Source organism: Novacetimonas hansenii (assembly GCF_014843995.1).
Lineage (GTDB): Bacteria > Pseudomonadota > Alphaproteobacteria > Acetobacterales > Acetobacteraceae > Novacetimonas > Novacetimonas hansenii.
In genome coordinates, this window is record NZ_CP062147.1 from 209,537 (window position 1) to 233,585 (window position 24,049).

Genomic DNA, 24,049 nt, shown 5'->3' on the forward strand with positions numbered 1-24,049 from the left:
GATGATCATCTTCACAACTTGATTGATAAATCATAATTTTATATCAAGCTTGTAAATTTATGTAAATATACAATTCAATTCCAAAAAAGAGATGTATATTTACATTTTTACTCACATATCATGGATCAATTCTATTGCCTTTATGGATTTTTCTTCGCGCGACATAGTTGCCATATGGAAATAATACTCCATACCCCCTCTCTGAACAGGATACAGGCCGTCAGTGTCTGTCATCCCCATTATTGGCATAGCGGCGATAGACAAACGGCGGTGCGACTTCGGGCAGGCGTGCAATGGCTGCCGTGACCTGATCGTGGGCTGGCGCACGCTCACACACCGGATCGGTCGCTGCCGCATCCCCCGCCAGCGCAAGCGCCTGACAGCGGCACCCACCCCAGTCCTTTTCACGCTGGTCGCAGGTGCGACAGGGTGCGGGCATCCAGTCCGTCCCGCGGAACATGGTAAATAACGGGGCCTCGTCCCAGATCGCACCCAGCGTCGCGTCACGCACATCAGGGATTTTCACGCCGGGGATGCTTTCCGCCGCATGGCATGGCAGCACCCTGCCAGATGGAGAGACATTGACGAAACGACGCCCCCATCCCCCCATGCAGGGCTTGGGCCGGTCGGCATAATAATCGGGCGTAACGTAATCAATGGACAGGCGCCCGGCATATCGCGCACGCGCGGCCTCCACCGCACGGGTGGCCTGTTCCACCTGCTCACGCGTTGGCATCAGGGCGTCGCGATTGCGCAGGCCCCAGCCATAATACTGCGTATGGGCGATCTCCACCCGCCGCGCGCCCATCTGCGCCGCAGCATCGATCATCTGCGCCACACGTCCGACATTTTCACGATAAATGACGAAATTGAGCGTCAGCGGCATGCCCTCGGCCACCACCATCGCGGCGGCGGCCATCTTCTTCGCCTGCGCGCCCTTCATGCCACCCACATGCTCGGCATTGGCGGTTTCGATATCCTGAAACGACAGTTGCACATGATCCAGCCCGGCCCCCACCAACGCGGCGAAGGAAGCTGGCGTCATCAGCACGCCAGACGTGATCAGGTTCGTATAAAGCCCACGCCCCACGGCATGACGGATCAGGTCAGGCAGGTCAGGACGCGCCATTGGCTCGCCCCCGGAAAAATGTACCTGCAATACCCCCAGATCCGCGGCCTGATCCAGTATGTCGATCCATTGCGTGGTGGTCAGTTCATTGGCGCGCGGTTCCAGCGCCATCGGGTTGGAACAGTACGGGCACTGCAACGGACACCGATGCGTCAGTTCCGCCAGCAGGCTCATCGGGGGCGGGGGCATTTCCGTCATGGCAGCAGCACCTGCCGCGCCACAAGGTCGGCGGCCATTTCCATCACATCACGCGCAATCAGGTCACGTGGGGCGGCAAAACGCGCGGCAAGATCGGTGACAATCCCATCAAGCGTGCGCGTTCCATCGACCAGGCGCAGGATCTCCACCGCGACAGGATCAGGCAGGAAGGCGCGTTCGGGCGCCTGTATCACCCACTGGTCGCGCACGCGGTCATGTTGCAGCCGTACGCCACGGGCAAACCGCACGACACTGTCGGGCGTCAGGGGCAGAGCATCCGTCATGGACAGGTCGGCCGGAACGCACCCGGCGGAATCCGCCCCGGCGTGACATAGGCATAATCCAGCGCATCGAGCATGGACCACAGCACGCCGCACTTGAACTTCAACGCGCCCAGCACCGCTTCCTGCTGCTCCACCGTCCGGGCATGTTCGCGGACATAGGACAGCGCAAAATCGGAATCCCGCGGGGCCTGCGTCAGGCGCGGATGGAAATAGGCCAGGGTCTCGCTGTTGACGAAATCATAATGCCGCAACATCCCAGAGACGCGTTCGCTGATAATGGTCGGCGAAAACAGTTCCGTCAGGGAAGAGGCGATTGCAGCAAGGATGGAACGGTCACGCACGAATTCGACATAGGCATCCACCGCGAACTTCGTGGCAGGTAGCAGCCCCTCCAGCGACTCGACATAGGCACGGTCAAGGCCCAGCCCGTCCGTCAACTTCAGCCAGCGCGCGACCCCTCCGGTTCCCGGTGCCTCGCCATCATGGTCCACAAGACGCCGCCGCCATTCGCGACGCAGTTCCGCCGTGGGCAGACGCGCCAGCAACGTCGCATCCTTGGCCGGGATCCGGCACTGGTAATAATACCGGTTCAGCGCCCATGCCTGAACCTGCCCCTGCGTCAGGCGGCCATCATGCAGGGCACGGTGGAACGGGTGGAGGTTATGGTAACGCTCCGCCCCGATGGCACGCAGCGCGGCCTCCAGTTCGTCGGGGGAAAGTATCTGTCCGGTCATAGGGTTATCCTCATCCCGTCATGGGCCACGTCCCATCCCTGCGCATTGGCCTGCTGGCGTTCTGCCGAGTCCGAAAGCAGTACGGGATTGGAATTGTTAATGTGAATCAGCACTTTGCGCCCGATCTCAAGGTCGCGGAACGCCTCGAACGTGCCGCCTTCGCCCATCAGCGACATATGGCCCATACGCTGACCCGTCTTTTCACCAATGCCCGCGCGCAGCATCTCGTCATCGACCCACAGCGTGCCGTCGAAGAACACAAGGTCCGCGCCCGACAGACGCCGCCGCAGTGCGTCGGTCATGCGTGCGCAGCCGGGGATGAAACAGACACGGCGCTTTCCATCGGTGATCTCAAGGCCGATCGTCTCGCCATTTTCAACAATGGCGGCAGGGTTCGGCCCACGTTCGGCATAAAGCGGCACCTTGCCCGGCACCACAAAGGCACGGATGCCCAGTCCCGCAGGCGCGCCATCGACCAGATGCAGCGCGACATCCTGCTCCAGCGGCAGTTGCGTGCGCGTGACCACCTGCCGGTTCAACGCCTCAAATACCGGATTGGCGTCAAGCGTCTCCAGCACCATATCCGTGGCCAGCAATGTCAGGGGCTGGCGTTCACGCAGGGTCAGCAGGCCCGCGATGGTATCGACTTCGCCCCCCGTCAGGATCACACCCGCGATCGGGGTCGAACGCAGCCCTTCGCGCGGGTGCAGCGCAGGGGTCTGGCTGATCTGCGTCCGAAGGTCGGGGGAGGCATTGATGATGAACCAGTGCACTCCATCGCCACTGATGGCGATCGAGGCCTGTGTGCGGGGCAGTGCGGCGGGGTCGCCGGACCGGGCCCGTCGGCAGCCATCGGCGTTGGAGTTCCATTGCGGAAACCCGCCACCAGCAGCCGCGCCAAGAACGATGATGTCGATCATGGCAGACGTTTATAAGCAAATCGCCACCCGTGACGAGACGGGTGGCGATGAAAACGTCTTACTTCTTTTCGCCGCAGACGTAGCTGTTGATTTCCGCGCCCAGGGGAACTTCAGTGATCTTGGGTGTATTCCATGCCATGATTTTTCTCCATTTCCTGCGATGAAGGCGACAAACCTTCATATCCATGAAGCATTTGAACGCTGAATCCGGCACCTTGCAACTCCTTCTCAGGGGGAAGCGCCGTCGTGGGATGAAGAATGGCTTCACAATCATGTGTACCCGCATCATACGTGCCGTGCCGCCATTGCAAGAATTGCGTAGCGGCAATGCCCGCCACTGTTGTGGGTTGCGGAGGCAATCCGGACGGACTAGGCCTGTTTTCCTGTTTCTTGCTCGGTAAAGCCGGTTGGTCGGTCCCCTGATCCCCTGCGTCTTGCCAAAGGTGAAGCCGGATCATGCCGCCCGAAGAGACCATGCCCACCCCGTCTGAAACGCCGTCCGCCACGCCCACTTACGAAAGCATGCAGCAGCATCGCGCGCGGGAGGTCATGCGCCACACCCGCATGGACCTGAAGACCGCATGCCTGCTGGTGCTGTGCATCCTTGCGGTGTTCTATACGCTGTATTTCGCGGCTTCGATCATCCTGCCGATGATCCTGGCGCTGGTGGTGAACCTGCTGCTGTCATCGCCGATGCGTTTTTTACACCTGAAGCTTAAACTGCCCAAGCCGCTGGCGGCGCTGGTGCTGATCCTTGGGGTGTTCGGGGTCGTGGGCGCAATCGGAACCGCCATTTCGGTGCCTGCCGCCGGATGGATCGAACGCGCGCCAGAGGCGATGAACGCTCTGGGCGAACGCCTGGCATTCCTGCGCGGCCCGATCCACCTGCTCAACACCGCCTCGGCGCGGATCGAAAGTTTCATGAACATCGCAGGCAGTCACCTTGACCACGCGACCAAGGCGGGCGGCGATGACGCCGAACATATCGTGATGTCCACAGCCCCCGCCAGCGGGGGATTCGACAGCTTCGGTTCCTCCCTGCTGCTGGGAACGCGGGCGTTTGTGGGGCAGTTCTTTACCATGATCCTGATGCTGTTCTTCCTGCTGGCGCAGGGGGACAGCCTGCTGCGACGGTTTGTGGAGATCATGCCCACCTTTGCGGACAAGCGGCGGACCGTGCAGATCGCCTATCAGATCGAACGTAATGTCTCGCTCTATCTGGCAACGATCACGATCATCAATTTCCTCGTCGGCCTTGCGAACATGTTGCAATGCTGGCTGCTGGGCATGCCCAACCCGCTGCTGTGGGGGGTGATGGCATTTTTGCTGAACTATATCCCCATCATCGGACCAATGATGGGGATCACCATCTATTTCCTTGTGGGGCTGTTCACGTTCCCTTCCGTCCTGCAGGCAACCCTGCCGCCTGCGATCTATCTGTGCATCCACCTGACGGAGGGGGAGACGATCACGCCCATGGTGCTGGCGCGGCGCTTTACGCTTAACCCTGTGCTGGTCATGGGATCATTGATGTTCTGGGACTGGCTGTGGGGGATCGGTGGCGCATTCCTGTCCGTGCCGCTGCTCGCTGTATTCAAGATCATCTGTGACCATGTCGATATCCTGACCCCTATCGGCCACATCGTCGGCGGCCCGACACGGGGGGCGACGACGACGCCCTTATTCACACCGGACATGATTGATGAGGATGACAGTCAGCCGCCGGGGAAGTAAGGCTCAGGGCGCTGCCCTGACACCCGCCAAAGGGCGGCATAGCCCTTTGGCAAACCATGGCTTTGATTTACAGAATAGAAGTTTTTGGTGAAGATTTTTTCTAAAAAGCTTCAGAAGACGCCGCCTTTTTAAAAAAAGGCGGCACCCCAAAACTTTTATTATTTTTTATCAATGAGTTATTTTCAAACAATCTCGTAGAAAACCAGGTAACATCAAAAACTATCCTGGAATTTTCATGCAGGGATCGCGATACCTGCCGGGCCCAGGCAGCGCCCGGCTATCGCAAGCTGGCGGTATCCCGTAACTGAGAGCCCTCAGTCTTCACCTTCAGCAAGGCTTTCGAGTCGTTCCCGCGACAGCAGCGTGATGGCATACCCCTTGCCCACGTCGATCATCCCCTGCGCACGCATCCAGCTCAGGGTACGGCTGACGGTCTCAATAGTCAGGCCAAGGTAATCGGCAATATCGCCACGCGTCATGGGCAGGTGCAACTGTCCCGCGCTGTTGAGTTCACCGTGATTGGCCTGGTCCAACAGGAAACTGGCGACGCGTTCACGCGCAGTCTTGCGGCCAAGCAGCAACATCTGGTTCTGGGCCGCAACCAGTTCGTTGGATGCCTCTTCGAGAAGGCGGCGTTCCATGCGGGGAAAATCATCCAGCAGGGCGCGCATCCGCTCCCGCGAGAAGCGGCACAGGCGCACGGTATCGACCGCTTCCGCGCCGAAAGCATACCGGTCGGACACCGCAAGCCCGAGGAAATGACCCGGCCCTGCGAATCCTGTAATCTGCCGCCGCCCATCGGGCAGGGCCTTGAACAGCTTGACCGTGCCAGAAGTGACATTGAAGAAATCGGTGGCGGGCTCCCCTTCCTCGATAAAGCATCGGCCTGGGGTGATGATGGTTTCCACCGCCGCCTCGGACAGGCGGGAGATATCCTCGTCCTCAATGGCGCTGCACACGCTGGATGGGCGCACATTGCACATCTTGCAGAAATCAGGCTGGAGACCAACCGCCCCCATGACAAGGCGCCGTGGTCGCTGCTCGAACTGGCACGAAGACGTATCCGGCATGTTTATCCCAATTCCCTGCTGTTGCCCAATGCAACACCCTGTGGTCGTCCCGGGCGGGACGCAGCGCATGGCACTGTGGGCACCGGCGAAATAACTGCGCCCCGAAGGCCCGACACTATGTCTGACCCCTTGATATAAATCAATGCGAAGCCCCGATCCCAATCCGGTAAATCAGAACAGTCTGCAATCATCGGAAAATTAAGGATGCCGCCCCCAGTGCATGGACACTCCTCCCTGACGGTCCGGCGGCTTGGCGCTGCGGATATTTTGGTCCTCTATCCCCTGATCCAGCATGCCTTTCCCGAAATGGAACGACGGCGATGGATGGATGTCGGTCGCCGGATGTCCGCACAGCGCAAGCGCCCGCGTCAGGGAATCCTGGTCGCGCATTACGGGACACGCGGCCTGCCATGCGCCATGGCGACCTATCGCCGTGATTTCGACATCCGCCTTGGGCAGGTCCTGACCAGTGACCACTGCATCGTCATGACGCCCGGCGATGCACAGCACGTCATGAACGCCTTTCACCCGGCCATGACACGACTGGCGCAGGAACTCGGATGTCATGCAATGCGAACAATGCAGCCCATCGCAAAAATGACATCACAGGACCCAAAAGTGTGTCCTGCCGACCACATAGTCGAAAGAACACTGCTTTTGACGGAAATTAACGGTTTCTCGCCCCCCGCCTGATTGATCCATATCAAGGTGCGATGTAAGCGCCGCGTGATTGTTGCCAGTCATCAAAACACGTTGATTACGACGTCCAGTCGTCAGAATGAAAAGGTCCGCACCAGATGAAGAAAATGCGTAACACTGCCCTTGCGGCGGCGCTGGGCGCCGCGGCTGTCGCGCCGGTCGCGGGCCATGCTCAGACTGCGACGCCGTCCGCCTATGTGAATGCCCCGCTTGCCGCCCCGGTCGCCCCTTCGCGTCCCCACGGTCACTGTGGCATTTTTGAGACATGCTCCAGCACCAAGATCGGTCTGGGCAAGGGTGACTTCATGATCCGCCTCTCGGCCGTCGGCGTGCTGCCGGAAGATCGTGACAGCAAGGTCTGGCTTGATGGCAAAGCCCTGCCGGGCGCGCGCATCAAGACGACCAATCAGGTCATGCCCGAACTGACGTTCGAATACTTCCTGACCGACAATATCTCGCTGGACCTGATCGCCACCAGCACCCGTCATGAGGTCGCTGGTGAAGGCGGCGCGCTGGGCGGGAAGACCGACGTCGGCAGCGCCTGGGTGCTGCCGCCGACGATTACGGCGGCATGGCATTTCCGTCCGCACAAGCGCCTGAACCCGTATGTGGGCGTGGGTGGCACGATGATGTGGTTCCACAACATGAACGCCAGCGGTGCGCTTGGCCTGACGAAGCTGAATTCCGGCTTTACCGGTGGTCCGTCGATCAACGCCGGTGTGGATTACCAGCTGGTGGGCAACTGGTTCTTCAACTTCGACGTGAAGCAGATGTTCGTGCGCATGCACGCATGGGCTGAAAACGGCTCCGAAACCACCAAGGTCCGTGCCCACGACTCGCTGGATCCGACGGTCGTTTCCGCCGGTATCGCCTACCGGTTCTGATGACATGAACGTGGCGGACCCCGCCGCGCTGGTTGCGCGGTATGCCCGGAACCTGCCACGTTACACCAGCTATCCCACGGCGGCGCAGTTTACTGACGCCGTGGGGCCGGACGACGCCCGCGACTGGCTGCGGGCCGTCCCTGCGGGGGATGCGCTCTCCCTCTACCTGCATGTTCCCTTCTGCGATACGCTCTGCCGGTTCTGTGGCTGCAATACTGCCGTCCTGCGCAACGCCGATGCCCGGGCCGCCTATGCCGCCCTGCTGATCGAGGAACTGCGCCGCGTTACCAAACAGCTTGGCACGGGCCATCCCGTCTCACACCTGCAATGGGGCGGGGGGACACCCACGACCCTGCCGGTGGGCACGCTGCGGCAGGTGATGCAGACCATCCGCAACAGCTTCACGCTGCTGCCCGATGCCGAAATCAGCATAGAGATCGACCCCCGCCATCTGCCCGCGCAATATCCGGCGGTCCTGCATGAACTCGGCTTCAACCGCGCAAGCCTGGGGGTACAGGATATCGACCCCACCGTGCAGGAAGCCTGTGGTCGTATCCAGAGCCTGGAGCAGACACGCACCTGTATCGACGCACTGCGCGGGGCGGGTATCCGCGCCATCAATATCGACCTGATCTATGGCCTGCCACGACAGAGCGTGCGGGGCGTACGCGACACGGCCACCGCCATCGCGGCGCTGTCCCCCGACAGGCTCGCGGTTTTCGGCTATGCCCATGTGCCATGGAAACAAAAGCGCCAGAACCTGATGCCGACAGGCGAACTGCCCGATGCCATCGCCCGGTTCGAACAGCGCGCGGCCATCAACGATGCCCTGTGCGCCGCAGGCTACCTGCCCGTGGGGCTGGACCATTACAGCCACCATGCCGACCCGATGGGCATCGCCGCGCGCAATGGTACGCTGCATCGCAATTTCCAGGGCTATACCACCGATCCGGCAACGACCCTGATCGGTGTGGGGGCCTCGGCCATATCCTCTTTCCCGCAGGGCATGACGCAGAATGCGGTATCGGCTGCGGCCTATGCCCGCCTGATGGGCGAAACACCCGACCGCCTGCCGGTTGTCCGGGGGGTGCGCCGCACCGATGATGACCGTGTGCGCGCCGAACTGATCGAACGCCTGATGTGCGACATGGAAATCGACCTTGGCGCATTCATCGCCCGCCATGGGCTGCGCGCTGGATATTTCAGCGACGACATGCGCAAACTGTCTGGACTGGAAACGGATGGATTTGTCATCATCTCGGGCCAGCGACTCCACGTGACCGAGGCCGGACGCGCGTTCCTGCGTCATGTTGCGGCCGCGTTCGACCACCACCTTGAGATGGACATGCCCCAGCGCCACGCCAGCGGAATATGACCATGCCCCCCCACGCCCGATCTTCTGCCGCCACGCCGGGCGTCACGAACACCTCCGTCATCACCGCACTGCTGACGGCCCCATGCCGGTCGGACCCGTTCCCCCACTGGAACATGGAAAATGTCCTGCCGCCATCGGTCACGCACTCCCTGCTGGGTTGGAACCCGGGAACGCGGTTCCATGCGGGTGAAAGCGGCGGTCAGCGCGCCATGCGCAACGGACACCGGATTTTCGTGACCCCTGCGCGACGGGCGCACGACACGGCGCTCGACCATCTGGCGCATCTGTTCGATGCCCCGGCGGCACGGCAGCATTTCGAACGGACCTGCGGCATCGACCTCGCGGGGACGTTCCTGCGGCTGGAACTATGCCTTGATACGGACGGGTTCTGGCTGGCGCCGCATACCGATATCGGGGCAAAACGGCTGACTTTGCTGATCTCCCTTTCCACCGACGCCAATGCCCATGACTGGGGCACCGACCTGCTGACCCCGCAGGGAGAGACCGTGGCGCGGGCGTCGGGTACGTTCAATTCCGGCCTGCTGTTCATCCCGTCCGACCGGTCATGGCACGGCTTTGTCCGCCGCCCCATCACAGGGCTGCGCCGGACGCTGATTGTCAATTATGTCGGTCCCGAATGGCGGGCACATGACGAACTGTCGTTCCCGCCCGCACGGGCCTGAACGACACGCCTGACCTGCGGGGTCCGGCCTGTGGATATGCGCCACATGCGCAACATATATGCACACAAACCTTTATTCCCGTTTCAAACGGTTCTAGGAAGCGTTGCTACATGTGGTATCCCACCTATCCATGTCATCCCGGTCATGGCGCAAGAGGACAGATCTAGGTATGAGTGAAAACCCGCGCGAGATTATGGAATTCGACGTCGTAATCATCGGCGGCGGTCCCTCCGGACTGGCGGCGGCTATCCGCCTGCGCCAACTGGCCCCTGACACCAGCGTCTGCCTGATTGAAAAAGGCAGCGAAATCGGGGCACATATCCTGTCGGGTGCGGTGGTCGAGCCGCGCGCGCTGGACGAACTCCTGCCGCACTGGCGTAAGACTGGCGCGCCACTCAACACCCCCGTCAGCGAGGAGCACATGCTCTACCTGACGCCCACACGCGGCTACCGCATCCCGATGCTGGACCGGGTGATGCCGCACATGCGTAACCACGGCAATTACATCGCAAGTCTGGGCGAGGTCTGCCGCTGGCTTGGCGCACAGGCCGAGGAAATGGGCGTCGAGATCTATCCCGGTTTCGCCGGGGCGGAGGTCCTGACCGAAAACGGGCGCGTCATGGGCGTTGCAACCGGCGACATGGGCGTGGGTCGCGATGGCAAGCCCGGTGACAACTATGCGCCGGGAATGGAACTGCGCGCGAAATACACAATCTTCGCCGAGGGCTGCCGCGGGTCACTGACCAAACAGGTCATGGAGATGTACAACCTGCGCAAAGGGGTCGATCCGCAGACCTACGGCCTGGGCATCAAGGAACTGTGGGAAGTCCCCGCCGAACTGCACCGCCCCGGACTGGTACAGCACAGCTTTGGCTGGCCGCTCGATGACCGCACCTATGGCGGGGCGTGGATGTATCATTTCGGGGAAAACCTCGTCTCCTACGGCTTTGTCGTCGGGCTGGATTATCCCAACACGTGGCTATCCCCGTTTGACGAAATGCAGCGTGTGAAGCTGCACCCTTCCTTCCGTCCGTATTTCGAGGGTGGGCGTCGCCTGTCCTATGGCGGGCGCGCCCTGTCCGAAGGCGGGCTGCAGTCCATTCCGCGCCTGACCTTCCCCGGCGGCATGCTGGTTGGGGACACGGCGGGCTTCCTCAACGTGCCCAAGATCAAGGGCACGCACACCGCAATGAAGTCGGGCATGCTGGCGGCCGAGGCCGTGGCCGAAGCCTTCCTGACCAACCGGGTGGAGCCGGGCTCCTACACGCGGCGGATCAGGGAATCCTGGCTGTGGGACGAACTACGCGGCGTGCGCAACATCCGTCCGGCCTTCGCGCGCTTTGGCATGAAGGGCGGCGCGCTGTATTCCGGCATCGACGCCATGCTGCTGCGCGGTCGCGCGCCATGGACGCTCCATACCCGCCATGCGGATAACGAGACGCTGGAGCCCGCCTCCATCTCGCCCAAGATCGACTATCCCAAGCCTGACGGCAAAGTCACGTTCGACAAGCTGTCGTCCGTCTTCCTGTCGAACACCAACCATGAAGAAGACCAGCCCGTGCACCTGAAGGTGCGCAGCACGTCCATGTGGAAGACCGTCAACTGGGATGTGTTCCGCTCCCCCGAAAGCCGCTACTGCCCCGCAGGGGTGTATGAGGTCGTGGATGAGCAGGCCGCCCCGGCCTTGCAGATCAATTCGCAGAACTGCGTCCACTGCAAGACATGCGACATCAAGGACCCGACCCAGAACATCGACTGGGTCACGCCCGAAGGGGCAGGTGGTCCGAACTACCCCGGCGGCATGTAATCCCATGCCCACAGGGATGTCATGACCCCGTCATGGCGTCCCCCGTTTTCCGATCCCCCATCCAGACACAGACCGAGAAGAGATGTGATGAAGGTTCTTGTCCCCGTAAAACGCGTGATCGATTACAATATCAAGCCGCGCGTGAAGGCCGACGGCACCGGTGTTGAAACCGCTGGCGTCAAGATGTCGATGAACCCGTTTGATGAAATCGCCGTGGAAGAAGCCATCCGCCTGAAGGAAAAAGGTGTCGCCACCGAAATCGTGGTTGTCTCCATTGGCGAAGCCAAGTCTCAGGATACGCTGCGCACCGCCATGGCCATGGGTGCTGACCGTTCCATTCTGGTGGAAACCGACAGCGTGACCGAACCTCTGGCGGTGGCGAAGGTGCTCAAGGCACTGGTGGACAAGGAAAAGCCTGATCTGGTGATCCTTGGCAAGCAGGCGATCGACGACGACATGAACGCCACGGGGCAGATGCTCGCGGGGCTTCTGGGCTGGCCACAGGGCACATTCGCCAGCAAGGTGGAACTGCATGACGGCAAGGCCACCGTCACACGCGAAATCGACGGTGGCCTGCAGACCGTCGAACTGGCGCTACCCGCCATCGTCACGGCGGACCTGCGCCTGAATGAACCGCGCTATGCCTCGCTGCCGAACATCATGAAGGCACGCAAGAAACCGATGGAAAAGATCACGCCCGCCGATGTGGGTGTGGACATGACCCCACGCCTGAGCATCGTATCCGTGGCCGAACCCACCGGGCGCAAGGCGGGCATCAAGGTAGGTTCCGCCGCCGAACTGGTTGCAAAGCTGCGTAACGAAGCAAAGGTGATCTGATCATGACCGTCCTCGTACTTCTCGACCATGAAGCAGGCGCCATCCGGCAGGCGTCGCGTTCCGCCATTACCGCCGCGTCAAAGCTGGGCGATGTCGATGTGCTGGTCGTGGGCCGCAATGCTGCTGAAGCTGCACAGGCTGCGGCAAAACTGCCGGGCGTGAAGAAAGTCCTGTCCGCCGCCGATACCACCAGCGCGGATGAGCTGGCTGAACCCGTGGCAGCCCTGCTGGTGTCGCTGGCCGACGGCTACAGCCACATCCTTGGTGGATCCAGCGCGAACAGCAAGAACATCCTGCCCCGTGCGGCGGCCCTGCTGGATGTGCAGCCTATCCCCGACGTCGTGGAAATCATCGACGCCGACACGTTCGTGCGCCCGATCTATGCCGGCAGCGCACTGGCGACGGTGAAGTCGTCCGATGCGAAGAAGGTGCTGACTGTCCGTGCCTCCGCCTTCGATCCCGTCGCGACGGAGGGCGGTTCCGCCCCGGTCGAAAGCGTTGCCACCCCGGCGGGCGAGGACACATCGAAGTTCATCGGCACCGAACTGTCGCAGTCGGAGCGTCCGGAACTGGAGTCCGCACGCGTCGTGGTGTCCGGTGGGCGCGGCATGCAGAACGAGGAAAACTTCAAGCTCCTCGAACCGCTCGCTGACCGTCTGGGGGCCGCTATCGGCGCATCGCGCGCGGCAGTTGATGCAGGCTTCGTGCCCAATGATTACCAGGTGGGCCAGACCGGCAAGATTGTGGCGCCGGAACTGTATATCGCCATGGGGATTTCCGGCGCGATCCAGCATCTGGCGGGCATGAAGGACAGCAAGGTCATCGTTGCCGTCAACAAGGACCCCGAGGCCCCGATCTTCCAGATTGCGGATTATGCGCTGGTGGGGGACCTGTTCGAGGTGCTGCCTGCATTGGAAGCAGAACTCGACAAGGCAGGCTGATCCCGGCCATTCAGGGGCTCTGCCCCTGGACACCGCCAAAGGGCATTCCCCTTTGGGCGGCATGATGATTGGAAATTTCAGGGTGCCGCCTTTGAAAAAAGGCGGCATTCTTTTTTGGGGCTTTCCCAAGGAAAAACCGCGATAGACCTCTTGAGAAATTGTTTAAAAACAACTCATTGATAAAAAATAAGAAAAGTTTTTGGGTGTCGCCTTTTGATCGAAAAAGGCGGCGTCTTCTGAAGCTTTCTGAAAAAAGCTTCACCAAAAAACCTTTATAATTTCAGGATGTTATTGAGATTTCCTTTTCAAACAGCCTCCAAGAGGTCGTTTGAAAAGGCATAAAGATTTTGGTGAAGCCTTTTTGAAACAAGACACCACCGAAGGAATTTTATCCTGATTTGTAAATTTGTTAATTAAAAACAACTTCTTATGGATAGGGATAGGGATAGGCGCGACTTTGTGCCCTTATCCCTCACCCAGCACGGCGCGCGCGCGACGGACCACCGTATCGTATTCTTCCTGCGTCAGGTTGCCGCGATGCAGCATCTCGCTTGCCCGTGCAAGGGCATCACGGGCGTGTGTCTCATCAGGGATGGGATAGCGTCGGCCGGGCAGGGCAAATGCCGAATCCGGCAGGGCATCGCGTTCGGCGGCTGTCAGTCTGGACATGATCCGTATCCTTCTGTCTTGGATGGCCCCATGAAAAGCCATCCTTTGTAAAGTTTACGCCTCATCGGGGATCTACCAACAGGTAAAATACCATTGTCTCCCCCCATCAGGCTGCACGGCTACTCCAGGGGAGAGACAAAAAAAACGGGACACATCGCCATGGCAATGTATCCCGTCAGTTGACCGCACATGAGGACATCATGTGGAATTTTATACCAGCCTGTATTCAGGCTGGACATTTCAGTATTTTTCGAAGCCCTGCTGGCCTCATGACTCCTTATTGCCATTTAATTTTCCCCACGTCAACGTAAAAAATAAATAAACCTCTTTTTTACTTTTGTTGCACTGCACAATTACTGTATTTGTTTTGCACTGCACAATCAACGCGGAAATATAGACACAAATGACACATATCAGTGCATTGCCCCAAAATGAGGGATATTCTTCGAAAGGGACAACGTACGGCATGTTCCTGATCGTTGGGATGTCCTGTATGATGGGCTCATGAACCGCATGACAGGCCCTGGCCGCCCTCGCATGATCCTCTATCGCGCCCGGCGTCTTTACGCATGACACGCAGGCGACGGAGCACATCCACACGCTGCGCCGCATTCTGTCAGGGTAGCATCATGCGCCATGTGATCGTCATGGCGGGAACGGGTGCCATCGGGTTGATGGCCGTGTTCATGGTTGACCTGCTGAACCTGTTCTACATCTCCACCCTGCATAATCCGGCCATGACCGCCGCCATCGGGTTCACGGCCGCTGTCGGTTTCATACAGATCGCGGTTTCCATCGGCATGTCGATCGGGCTGGGCGCCACCACCAGCCGACAGATAGGGGCAGGCCATCATGACATGGCCCAGCGCATTGCCTCGTCATTTTCCGTGGTCATGCTGCTGCTGACAGGCCTGCTCGGCTTTGGCACTGCCCTTCTGGCACATCCCATCCTGCATGCGCTGGGCGCGCAGGGAGAGGCGGAACATCAGGCGGCGCTCTATCTCTATATTGCATCCCCCATGCTGCCGCTGATCGCGGTCGGCATGGGGGCCTCCAGCCTGCTGCGTGCGGTTGGGGCGGCACAACAATCCATGAATGTTACATTGGCGGGTGCGCTGATTTCTGCCCTGCTGGACCCGGTGCTGATCCTGTGGCTGCATTTCGAATTACAGGGTGCCGCCATCAGCACATTGATATCACGTGCTGTCGTGGCGGGATTGGGGGTCTATTGCGCCCGTCAGCATGACCTGCTGGCCTGGCCGGTTGCGCGGTTCATCCGCAGCGATACCCACCGGGTGGGACAGATCGCCATGCCTGCCATCCTGACGAACCTTGCCACCCCGATCGGCGGGATCTTCGTCACCCATGCCATGGCCAGCTTCGGCCTGTCCGCCGTGGCGGGGCAGGCTACCATCGACCGCATCGTACCCGTTGCCTTTGCTTTCGTATTTGCACTGACAGGTTCGATCGGGCCGATCATGTCGCAGAACCTTGGGGCAGGGCAGGTGGGGCGGGTCCATGAAACACTCGTCGCCTCCCTGAAACTGGTGCTGGGCTGCGTGGGACTGACATGGGCAATCCTGTTTGTGGGACAGGATCTGGTCATCCGTATCTTTTCGGCGACGGGCACCACCGCTGACCTGATCCGTCTGTTCTGCAACTGGACCATCGGCGGCTATTTCTTCATCGGCATCCTGTTTGTCGCGAATTCTGCGTTCAACAACCTTGGGCACCCGCTTTATTCGACCCTGTTCAACTGGGGACGCGCGACGCTGGGAACCGTGCCGTTCGTATGGATCGGCATGCAGTACGGCCCCATGGGCGTACAGGTGGGACAGGTTCTGGGCAGCGTCCTGTTCGGGATAGGTGCAGTGACAGTTGCGTTCAGTGTCGTGCGCAATCTTAAGGTTGCTTCCCCTGAACCGCAAATGGACTCCGTCCCGTCACTGCCCCCCGCACAAAGTGCGGAAAGTGCGATGATAGAACTCGACGACCTTGATAACGAGGCGCAGGAATACGAACATGAAAAGGAAAATACGCAGGACTAGCGGATAATCCTCCATAAATTACGCGTATGGAGAAAATCTGGCCTTAGAGACTGTTTGAAACAGCCAGACTAGATAACATACTGAAATTATAACGATTTTTGGTAAAGCTTTCCCTGAAAAGCTTCAGAGGATACCGCCTTTTTCGATCAAAAGGCAGCACCCAAAAACTTTTCTTATTTTTATCAATGATGTGTTTTAAAACACTCTCTTACTGTCGCACGACCTGTCCAACACCGATAATCAGGACTTTTTTTCCTGCATCACAAACAATGTATGGCAGGCACGATCGATACAGATGCTGGTGATACCATAATTGGTATCATGATCCCGATAGTGATGATTGATATGGTGGATCTTCAGCCGACGCAACAGCGGACCACGCATCGGGAACTGGTGGCAGGAATAATGGATCACGTCATAAAAGACGTAACCACAAAAGAAACCAGCCGCCAGACTTCCCCCCCGGCCTTGACCGATGAAAAACGCACACCCCACCCAGATCAGTAGCGCAAGTGGCAGTGTGACACTCAGCGGCATCAGGTTGCGCAGGGGATGGTTTGGCTGCTCATGATGATTGCCATGCAGCAGGTAAACCAAAGACTGCACCGGGGCATAGCGGGCCTGAAGATGGAACAGGAAACGGTGCAGCAGATATTCCGTGGGAAACCAGATCAGGAAGCCCATGACCGCATAGAGCACAAAAACAATGACAGACGCAGATTTCCACGCGCCATAGGCCAGGGACAGAACCAGAAGCGGCAGCCAGACGGACAAAAAGACGTTGAAAGACAGCAGCGTCAGGCGTTCAAGGATGGAATTCTTGAATAACCTGACCGGCTCCTCCATCTTCTGCCTGTTGTTATCCTGCATGCTGGCTACACCTCGAAAAGCCGATCTGGAACATAAAGCAGAAACTGCCTACGGTACGCACCAATCCATCTTGAACTCTATTACCCGACTGCTCCAGACGACACGCTGCCATCCAACGGGGAAAACCTTCCCATCGTCAGCCCCAAGCATATGTGTCTCAGGGCATCAGATACGAGGCTACGGAACCCGAATCAAGCTTATTCGTACATACCGATCTGCATAAGTCCAATCTTCTGGACCACCTCAGAGTTCCCTTCATATCATATAGCGTGCCAGGGCTCCTGAACACTCCTTAACGCCATATTCCAGATGACCATTCAATATATTTAAGATGACAATGCCTCTTAAATTGTATCAAAATGTTTTCCACATCCGTCAATACAGAAACATACCAGAGATCAATACATACAAATATCCCGGTCGGTATTTTTGGTGTCTGCCTGAATACAGACACCCATAGAACGGGACTGGTTTTATCAGAAATTCCGTCCAGCCGACATGCCCGGAGCGATCAACGTATTGATAAGGTTGAATACTTTTTGAACCTTATTCGTCTTGGCATTCGCGATCAGGATTGTATCCTTGTTTTTCATGATGAAATGTTCCGCCAGGAAAAAGCTGGCGGGGTTCATCATATCAAGTTGATAGACAATGGGCGTAGTCGGCTTGGTTGAATCCACCGGCAGGCCCAGACGCTCTGCAATCGTGGAACTCTCATACCGAATGATAAAGACCGCATTCGGGTCCGCGCGTGAGTCCGCCGGGCCGCCGACACGTGCCAAGGCTTCCGCCAGATTGACGCTCGATCTTGAAAACGGCGTTTCCACAGGTTTACCTGCCGCACCGAAAACCGTGTAGGTACGCGGTTCGTAAATAAGGTGAATTCTGTCACCAGCTTCGAGCAGAATATTCTGTTCGGGGTTATCCTCAATCAGCTTCAGGGGGCCTGTCGCAATCTGGTTATGGCGGGTCAGCTCGACAATGGTGTCTTCCGGGTCATGCAGGCTTCCCCCCGCCAGGGCGACGGCATCCACCAGATGTTCCTGATGCAATGTAAGCGGCATACGGCCATTGAGCTTGACATCACCATAAACGATGACCGAATTCGCCAGATTCTTGGATATCCGCACAAGAACCTGCGGGGCCTCTGATTTTCCCTTCAACCCTGCACGGATCTTGTCGGCGATCTCATCGGAGGTCAGTTTGTCAACCATGAGATGCCCGACATAGGGCATGTCGATGGTTCCATCGCCATTGACCAGGATGGAGGGGAAATTACTCCTCCTTGCAATGCCTGACGCGGTATTGCTGCTGGTCCGCGTCGTAAACAGGCTTTCGCCCATTTCATAAACATCGATTTCCAGCGTATCGCCTGCCCCTGCGCGATCACTGTTATAATGTTCCTGCGCCGGTGCCTGCGCGATATTCGAAAACAGGGGGGGCGTTTCGCTATTCAGCAACGTAATCAGGTCAGGACTGATCTGAACAATCCCATACCCGATGGTATTTTTCTTGCGACTGGATTGCGCGCTTTTGACACCGGATTCCGTAGGCGCACTATCTGGTAAGGTATCACACCCGGCAAGGAGGGCGACCGGCAGGATGCCAATCGCAAATGCCTTTTTGCACTCCAGAAAAAATTTTCGCATGAAGTTGGAAGGTTGTATGGCCATCACGCTTGAAATTTTCTTTCATTCGAAAGCATAGCTCCCATTATGGGGGATATGTCTCGGCTTTCCCGTATCAGACTGATGCGCGACCGCGCGCAAGACACCATTTCCATACTCTAGATAGCATGCTCACGCATACCAGTAATCAGCAACCGTCCGATCATGAAGGTCAGGCTCGACCCCACCAGCACGGCCAGAACCATCAGGAATGTATGGGGATATGTGGGCATGCCCGGCAGATTCGGTTGCACGACACGCACGACATACACCTGCTGCTGAAGGGCGGCCGCCCGCGCTGTTTCCAGTTGGGTCGCCGATGAGACATAGGCAGATTGCGCAAACTCACGCTCCAGCATCAACTGGTCATATTCCGCCATATTAACGGAAACACCGCCCTTTTCATGAACATGCATCTGCTGGTCCTTGATCTGGGTATCAAGGGCATTGATACGCAGCTTCAGCGTCTGCACCTGAGGGCTGGAGGGGGCAAGATTGCGCAGCATCTGTGTCAGTTGCGTATCCGCCTGCGCCAGTTCGGTCTGCAACTGCCCAATCAGGCTGATACCGACGACGCTGCTCTTGCTTGGGTCGATATCGCCAGATTTCTGACGGAATGCCGTCATACGGGCCTGGATTTCCCTGACCCGGTTTTCTGCGGCACTGACCTCGACATCCGCCACCTTGATGGTGTTCTGCGCAACCTGCTCGTTAAACTCGTTGATCCGTTCTTCGCCAAGCTTCAGCAGTTCTTCGGCGATTTTCTTGGCTTCATCAGGACGGAATGCCCGCACATCAAGGGATGTGACGCCTGTATCTTCGTGGAACACCACATCCACATGATTCTGATAATACCACAGCAGACGTTCCGGTGTCGGGTCCGCATAGAACAAGCGCGACAGGATATCCGTATCGGCATGACGATACATCGCAACCAGATTGAGGCGCTTTTGCAGGGCGTCAACCGCATCATGAGATTTCATATAGGTGTTGACGGCAAAGCCTTCTGCCAATCCACCACCACCGGCCATGGCCATTCCCATGGCCCCACCGCCCATCATACTGCCACCACCGCTCGCCATACTACGCGCGCTGGGACGACTGTCCTTGACCACAAAAGCGGCCTCGGACTCGTACTGCCCGCTTGCCAGCAACAGATAGTACAGGAGCGCAAGCACAGTCGGTAGGACCACGACAATAAGGACAGGTGCACGTCGTCGCAAAAATACCATCATGCCAGACTCTGCATCCGGCGTATCAGCGTTGATCATACTACCTCTTATCTAGGAATGGCGGGGACATATAACATACTGGTCACAGGCGGACCACATCAGCCCAGATGTATGTCCTTACGAACATTCCGGATGCTTATCAGCCCAATATAGGTCAATACCAGACACCAGCCAATCACGTAGGTTGGGTAAGTATAATCACTTTCATAAAAATCGAACTGTCCTTCGCGGATATATTCGAATATTTCCGTTGTCGGAAACCATGAAAGGTACCAGCGAAATGGGTCGGGCAACATCTGCTGGATCGTAAACGCCCCTGACAAAGGCATGCTAAGATACATCAAGGGATGCGCCAGACGTTCGATTGTACTGGATTTTTCGCTGTAAGCCGCCAGTATCATGGATAATGCAAACGATATCCATGTCAGCAGCACCAACCCCCAGATCATGAGCAGCGGCCGTTGAGGCAGGAAGCCATAATCAAATGCCTGCATGATCAGCGACAGGAAAATCACGGCCATCACGGTCGAGGCCGCCTCGAGTACGGCACGCGAAAAAAGAATATCAAAAATTGTAACTATTCGATGGTACAGGAGCGAGCGGTTAGCCTCGATCGCACCGCCGGCGCGATTGACCACGGAACGGAACAGGCAGAAGAACGTGTAACCCGACACAAGAAAAGAGCCGGTTGGCATGCCGATATGCATAAACGGACCTTCGGCGGCATGCAGGACCGAAACCCCAAGCGTCAGTAACGAAGGCTCAAGCATGACCCACAGGAAGCCAATATTGTCACGGCCGAAGCGGGTATGCAGCTCCCGGATGATCAACGCACCAATGACATGCCATTGTGTCTTGAAACCACTTCGAAGCAGGTCAAGTTCAGAATATTTTTTTACCGCCTGCGTCATATTGCCAACATACCATCAGAAGAGACACGCCATCGGGCGGAAAAAACCACCCCGGCACCCTGACTGATCTCCATATATGCATTCTTCAGTCATATTAAGGCACCGGAAGAATAAACAGGGACTTCCAATACCGCACCTGACAAAGATTGTCGAGATGGAAGTGGGCAGCAACCATACTAACAAAAAGCAATATAAAAATGCTTTTAGAAACCTTGAAACCAGAAACTAAAACATCACCTACAGAAATTCATATTCTTCATTGATATATTTTTTAATGAATCAGAAGGTAACAACATACATCCCATGCGGTTTATTTGCATGACATATATGTCGTTACTTATTTTTACAAAATCACCGCACAACTGAATGTATCAAACCCCATGGGAAAGCCCCAACGGGGCGGATAGGATACTCTCCGCCCCATTGCGCTGAATTACTCAGCTACGTGCATAATCGTCTTCGATCCTGACGATATCATCTTCCCCAAGATACGGGCCTGACTGCACCTCAATCAGTGTCAGGGGAATACGGCCGGGATTCAGCAGGCGATGGACGGCCCCAAGTGGCAGGTAGATGCTCTCGTTTTCACGCACCATATGCTCTTCATTGTCCCGTGTGACGATGGCGGTACCTTCGACCACGACCCAGTGTTCGGCACGATGGAAATGCTTTTGCAGCGAAAGCTTGCGACCCGGGTCCACCACGATCCGCTTGACCTGAAAACGGTCGCCTTTTGTCAGGCCTTCATAAAAGCCCCATGGGCGATAGTTACGATTATGCATTTTCGCTTCCGTCCGCCCCGCAGCTTCCAGTCGTGCCACGACCTTCTTGACGTCCTGTGCATGATCGCGATGCGATACAAGGACGGCGTCCTGCGTCACGACAACAATCAGGTCGTCCACCCCGCTGACGGCTGCCACAATCCCATCGGAACGCACGTAGCAGTTACGGCTGTTGGCCAGGAAAACGTCCCCGGTTGTCACATTACCATCTGCATCCTTGGGGCTGAGATCCCACAACGCATCCCAACTTCCCACATCGGACCAGCCCAGGTCCGCAGGGATGACGGCGGCATGGCGTGTATGTTCAGCCACGGCATAGTCAATAGAGATATCGGGCGCCTTCTCAAAGGTCGCAGGATCAAGACGGATGAAGTCCATATCCCGTGTCCGGCCCTTGACCGCCGCCCTGACGGCGCTCAGCACGTCAGGGGCATAGCGTTCGAGTTCCTCCACAATGGTACTGGCACGGAACAGGAACATACCGGAGTTCCACAGATATCCACCTTCGTCCAACATTGTGGCCGCCTTGGCCGCATCGGGCTTTTCGATAAAGGAGGAAACCTGATAGACCCCGTCCACACCGGCAAGTGCTGCCCCCTGGCGGATATAACCATATCCGGTATCCGGCCGCGTGGGCGTCATGCCAAATGTCACGATCTGCCCTTCGCGCGCGGCCTCCACCCCTTGTGACAGCACAGGTCCAAGGGCGTCAGGCTTGCTGATGGCGGCATCGGCTGCCATTATCCACAACACGGCGTCAGGGTCCGTTTCCGCAACAATCAGGGCGACTGCGGCAATCGCAGGGGCTGAATTGCGGCCGACCGGTTCAAGCACAATGCGCGCATCGGTAATCCCGACTTCACGCAGTTGCTCTGCAATGATGAAACGATGTTCCTGATTGCACACCACGATCGGTGCCCCCAGCCCGCAGGCCGCACCACGCAATGCCGTTTCCTGAAGCAATGTCCGATCCGACAGAAGGGCCCAGAACTGCTTGGGAAAGCTTTTACGCGAAACCGGCCATAACCGGCTGCCCGATCCGCCGGACAGGATGACGGGAATTACGGTGCCGATGCTGTCAGCCTGTGTTTTTCCCCCGCGCAGGTCATTTTTTGAAATAGACATTCATAGACTCCAAATATACAAAATTTACTTGAACAGAAAAGTATTCACACGATCAGCATACGTCACGTACACGACTTGAATTTCCCATCATCGCATATTTCGCCAGAACGACCATTCCAAGGCGGGAGTCCCATTCCTGATCCGATCGGGTCGAAATAAAACCGTACATCATGATTTCCATAAGAACCGTCAAAGATGGCGGCAATCAGACATGATGCCTAAATAGCGTTCACGAACCTAAAGTTCCTCAAGGAATGCAAGCCCATCACCGACCTGTGTGGGCCATGTGAACAGGGCTGCCGACGCAATGCGTGCGCCGGGACGATGGGCTGCGATCTCCCCAACCATCAGCTTCGTGATCGCGCCGCGCCATCCCGGGCCATCCAACGGATCAACAAAGGTTGCAGCATCCCCGGCAACCTCATGGAACACGGGGATATCGCTGCAGACACATGCGACATCCAACGTCAGCGCCTCTGCCAATGGTAGGCCATATCCTTCGGTAAAGGACGGGAACAGCAACCCACGCGCACCACGAAGCAGGGTCGTCACCTCTGGATCGGACAGGCTGTTGCATTCCCTGACCGTCCCCTGAAGGGCAGGACAGCGTTCGATCATGTCAAGAATGTTTTCATTTTCCCACCCCCTGCGTCCAACCAACACCAGTTGCGGCACCGGGGCGGTACCGGGATTTTCCACCATATCCCGCCACATATTAAGCAAGAGGAGATGATTCTTGCGCGGCTCGATAGTGCCCAGACAGACGAAATAGGCGCATTCCGGCACCGAAAAATCCCCCGCTGCGGGCGTGGCCTTCACGACACCATGCGGCACCACCCGGACCGGCAGGTCCGCACGCCGGCGCAGGCCATATCGCGCCAGCGAGTCCGCCACCGCCTGGGAAGGAACAATCACCCCGCGCGCCAGTTCAAGGACAGTGTTCATGCGTGCTTCATGCCGGGCGGGTTCACGCGGCCGGGCATATTCAGGATACTCGATGGGGATGAGATCATGCACCATGGGAACAAATTCTGCCCCGTGGCGACGCATGAAGCGCATGATGCTGCCCGGACGGTTCAGATGGTGATGCGACAGCAGCAAATACACGGATTTCCGACAGGCACGTGCGGCCACCGGCGTGATCTGGCGCCCCAGCATCGCCTTTTGCACCATACGCCGCGCCGCCCGCCTGATATCGCGGCACAGGCCATGATGACCCTGCCATATCTTTTCCGTCTGCCTCACAAACTGCTCGGCCTCAGCAAACGGCAGGATCACGATACTTCCCAACGGAGTGATCGCAACAAAGGTCAACCGTTGCGCGGCGTTGCGCAGCAGGTAATCCGCATATTCGAATTCGACCCGGTCGATCCCGGTGGGAACAACAAACCCCGCTCGCGCAATCAGGCGGGAGATGTCAAGATAGATATAAGAAGACAGGTGCATGACG

Annotated in this window: 22 protein-coding genes; 9 read left to right on the top strand and 13 right to left on the bottom strand. The window is 57.8% G+C overall.

Features of this window, described 5'->3' with window-relative positions; genetic code table 11:
* Positions 1-220: 220 nt before the first annotated feature.
* Genes pqqE through pqqA form a run of 5 tightly spaced genes read right to left on the bottom strand, consistent with a single transcriptional unit; the run spans position 221 to position 3,404 of the window.
* A complete protein-coding gene (gene pqqE, locus IFJ82_RS00880) occupies positions 221-1,327 on the bottom strand; it encodes a pyrroloquinoline quinone biosynthesis protein PqqE (protein ID WP_075624840.1) in 1,107 nt (368 codons plus the stop codon).
* Complete coding sequence (pqqD, locus tag IFJ82_RS00885; protein ID WP_062808405.1) at positions 1,324-1,611, bottom strand: pyrroloquinoline quinone biosynthesis peptide chaperone PqqD; 288 nt, start codon at positions 1,609-1,611, stop codon at positions 1,324-1,326. Before pqqD ends, pqqE begins: the two co-directional genes overlap by 4 nt.
* On the bottom strand, positions 1,608-2,345 hold the full coding sequence (pqqC, locus tag IFJ82_RS00890; RefSeq protein ID WP_062808404.1) for a pyrroloquinoline-quinone synthase PqqC: 738 nt from the start codon (positions 2,343-2,345) through the stop codon (positions 1,608-1,610). The genes pqqD and pqqC overlap by 4 nt, the downstream gene beginning before the upstream one ends.
* On the bottom strand, positions 2,342-3,265 hold the full coding sequence (pqqB, locus tag IFJ82_RS00895) for a pyrroloquinoline quinone biosynthesis protein PqqB (protein ID WP_062808403.1): 924 nt from the start codon (positions 3,263-3,265) through the stop codon (positions 2,342-2,344). The genes pqqC and pqqB overlap by 4 nt, the downstream gene beginning before the upstream one ends.
* A gap of 58 nt (positions 3,266-3,323) precedes the next feature.
* Entirely contained in the window at positions 3,324-3,404 is an 81-nt protein-coding gene (pqqA, locus tag IFJ82_RS00900) for a pyrroloquinoline quinone precursor peptide PqqA (protein ID WP_075595519.1), read from the bottom strand.
* Between the two features lie 317 nt (positions 3,405-3,721).
* Between pqqA and IFJ82_RS00905 the strand changes: the two genes are divergently transcribed.
* Positions 3,722-4,999, top strand: coding sequence for an AI-2E family transporter (locus tag IFJ82_RS00905; protein ID WP_003616799.1), 1,278 nt, complete (start codon positions 3,722-3,724; stop codon positions 4,997-4,999).
* Positions 5,000-5,313: 314 nt separating this feature from the next.
* On the opposite strand, the gene IFJ82_RS00910 is transcribed toward IFJ82_RS00905, so the two are convergent.
* Entirely contained in the window at positions 5,314-6,069 is a 756-nt protein-coding gene (locus IFJ82_RS00910; protein ID WP_048859223.1) for a Crp/Fnr family transcriptional regulator, read from the bottom strand.
* Positions 6,070-6,273: 204 nt separating this feature from the next.
* On the opposite strand from IFJ82_RS00910, the gene IFJ82_RS00915 reads away from it, so the two are divergent.
* The 7 genes from IFJ82_RS00915 (at position 6,274) to IFJ82_RS00945 (ending at position 13,295) form a co-directional block, all read left to right on the top strand.
* On the top strand, positions 6,274-6,762 hold the full coding sequence (locus IFJ82_RS00915; RefSeq protein ID WP_048859222.1) for a hypothetical protein: 489 nt from the start codon (positions 6,274-6,276) through the stop codon (positions 6,760-6,762).
* A 104-nt stretch (positions 6,763-6,866) separates the two neighbouring features.
* The gene (locus tag IFJ82_RS00920; protein WP_003616794.1) at positions 6,867-7,652 is read left to right on the top strand and encodes an OmpW/AlkL family protein; all 786 of its coding nucleotides are present in this window, start codon (positions 6,867-6,869) and stop codon (positions 7,650-7,652) included.
* A 4-nt stretch (positions 7,653-7,656) separates the two neighbouring features.
* Positions 7,657-9,027 carry an oxygen-independent coproporphyrinogen III oxidase gene (hemN, locus tag IFJ82_RS00925; RefSeq protein WP_192265296.1) on the top strand — a complete coding sequence of 457 codons (1,371 nt, stop codon included), beginning with the start codon at positions 7,657-7,659 and terminating at the stop codon, positions 9,025-9,027.
* Positions 9,024-9,710, top strand: coding sequence for a 2OG-Fe(II) oxygenase (locus IFJ82_RS00930; protein ID WP_192265297.1), 687 nt, complete (start codon positions 9,024-9,026; stop codon positions 9,708-9,710). Before hemN ends, IFJ82_RS00930 begins: the two co-directional genes overlap by 4 nt.
* Before the next feature lie 169 nt (positions 9,711-9,879).
* On the top strand, positions 9,880-11,517 hold the full coding sequence (locus tag IFJ82_RS00935) for an electron transfer flavoprotein-ubiquinone oxidoreductase (protein WP_003616789.1): 1,638 nt from the start codon (positions 9,880-9,882) through the stop codon (positions 11,515-11,517).
* A gap of 87 nt (positions 11,518-11,604) precedes the next feature.
* Complete coding sequence (locus tag IFJ82_RS00940; protein WP_192265298.1) at positions 11,605-12,354, top strand: electron transfer flavoprotein subunit beta/FixA family protein; 750 nt, start codon at positions 11,605-11,607, stop codon at positions 12,352-12,354.
* 2 nt (positions 12,355-12,356) lie between these two features.
* The gene (locus tag IFJ82_RS00945) at positions 12,357-13,295 is read left to right on the top strand and encodes an electron transfer flavoprotein subunit alpha/FixB family protein (RefSeq protein WP_192265299.1); all 939 of its coding nucleotides are present in this window, start codon (positions 12,357-12,359) and stop codon (positions 13,293-13,295) included.
* Between the two features lie 465 nt (positions 13,296-13,760).
* On the opposite strand, the gene IFJ82_RS00950 is transcribed toward IFJ82_RS00945, so the two are convergent.
* Complete coding sequence (locus IFJ82_RS00950) at positions 13,761-13,964, bottom strand: hypothetical protein (protein WP_003616784.1); 204 nt, start codon at positions 13,962-13,964, stop codon at positions 13,761-13,763.
* Between the two features lie 629 nt (positions 13,965-14,593).
* Between IFJ82_RS00950 and IFJ82_RS00955 the strand changes: the two genes are divergently transcribed.
* A complete protein-coding gene (locus IFJ82_RS00955; protein ID WP_003616778.1) occupies positions 14,594-16,012 on the top strand; it encodes an MATE family efflux transporter in 1,419 nt (472 codons plus the stop codon).
* A 240-nt stretch (positions 16,013-16,252) separates the two neighbouring features.
* Here IFJ82_RS00955 and IFJ82_RS00960 read toward each other — a convergent pair whose 3' ends face one another.
* From IFJ82_RS00960 to IFJ82_RS00985, 6 genes are all read right to left on the bottom strand, one after another.
* Positions 16,253-16,882 (bottom strand): sterol desaturase family protein, encoded by a 630-nt coding sequence (locus IFJ82_RS00960; protein WP_225578724.1) that lies wholly within the window; start codon positions 16,880-16,882, stop codon positions 16,253-16,255.
* Between the two features lie 476 nt (positions 16,883-17,358).
* A complete protein-coding gene (locus IFJ82_RS00965; protein WP_003616775.1) occupies positions 17,359-18,555 on the bottom strand; it encodes a polysaccharide biosynthesis/export family protein in 1,197 nt (398 codons plus the stop codon).
* 113 nt (positions 18,556-18,668) lie between these two features.
* Positions 18,669-19,772 carry a lipopolysaccharide biosynthesis protein gene (locus IFJ82_RS00970; protein WP_146222331.1) on the bottom strand — a complete coding sequence of 368 codons (1,104 nt, stop codon included), beginning with the start codon at positions 19,770-19,772 and terminating at the stop codon, positions 18,669-18,671.
* Positions 19,773-19,879: 107 nt separating this feature from the next.
* Complete coding sequence (locus IFJ82_RS00975) at positions 19,880-20,692, bottom strand: ABC transporter permease (RefSeq protein ID WP_075595460.1); 813 nt, start codon at positions 20,690-20,692, stop codon at positions 19,880-19,882.
* Positions 20,693-21,129: 437 nt separating this feature from the next.
* A complete protein-coding gene (locus IFJ82_RS00980; RefSeq protein WP_003616768.1) occupies positions 21,130-22,599 on the bottom strand; it encodes a mannose-1-phosphate guanylyltransferase/mannose-6-phosphate isomerase in 1,470 nt (489 codons plus the stop codon).
* Positions 22,600-22,836: 237 nt separating this feature from the next.
* Positions 22,837-24,045, bottom strand: a complete 1,209-nt coding sequence (locus IFJ82_RS00985) for a glycosyltransferase family 4 protein (protein WP_192265300.1) — start codon at positions 24,043-24,045, stop codon at positions 22,837-22,839.
* Positions 24,046-24,049: the final 4 nt, after the last annotated feature.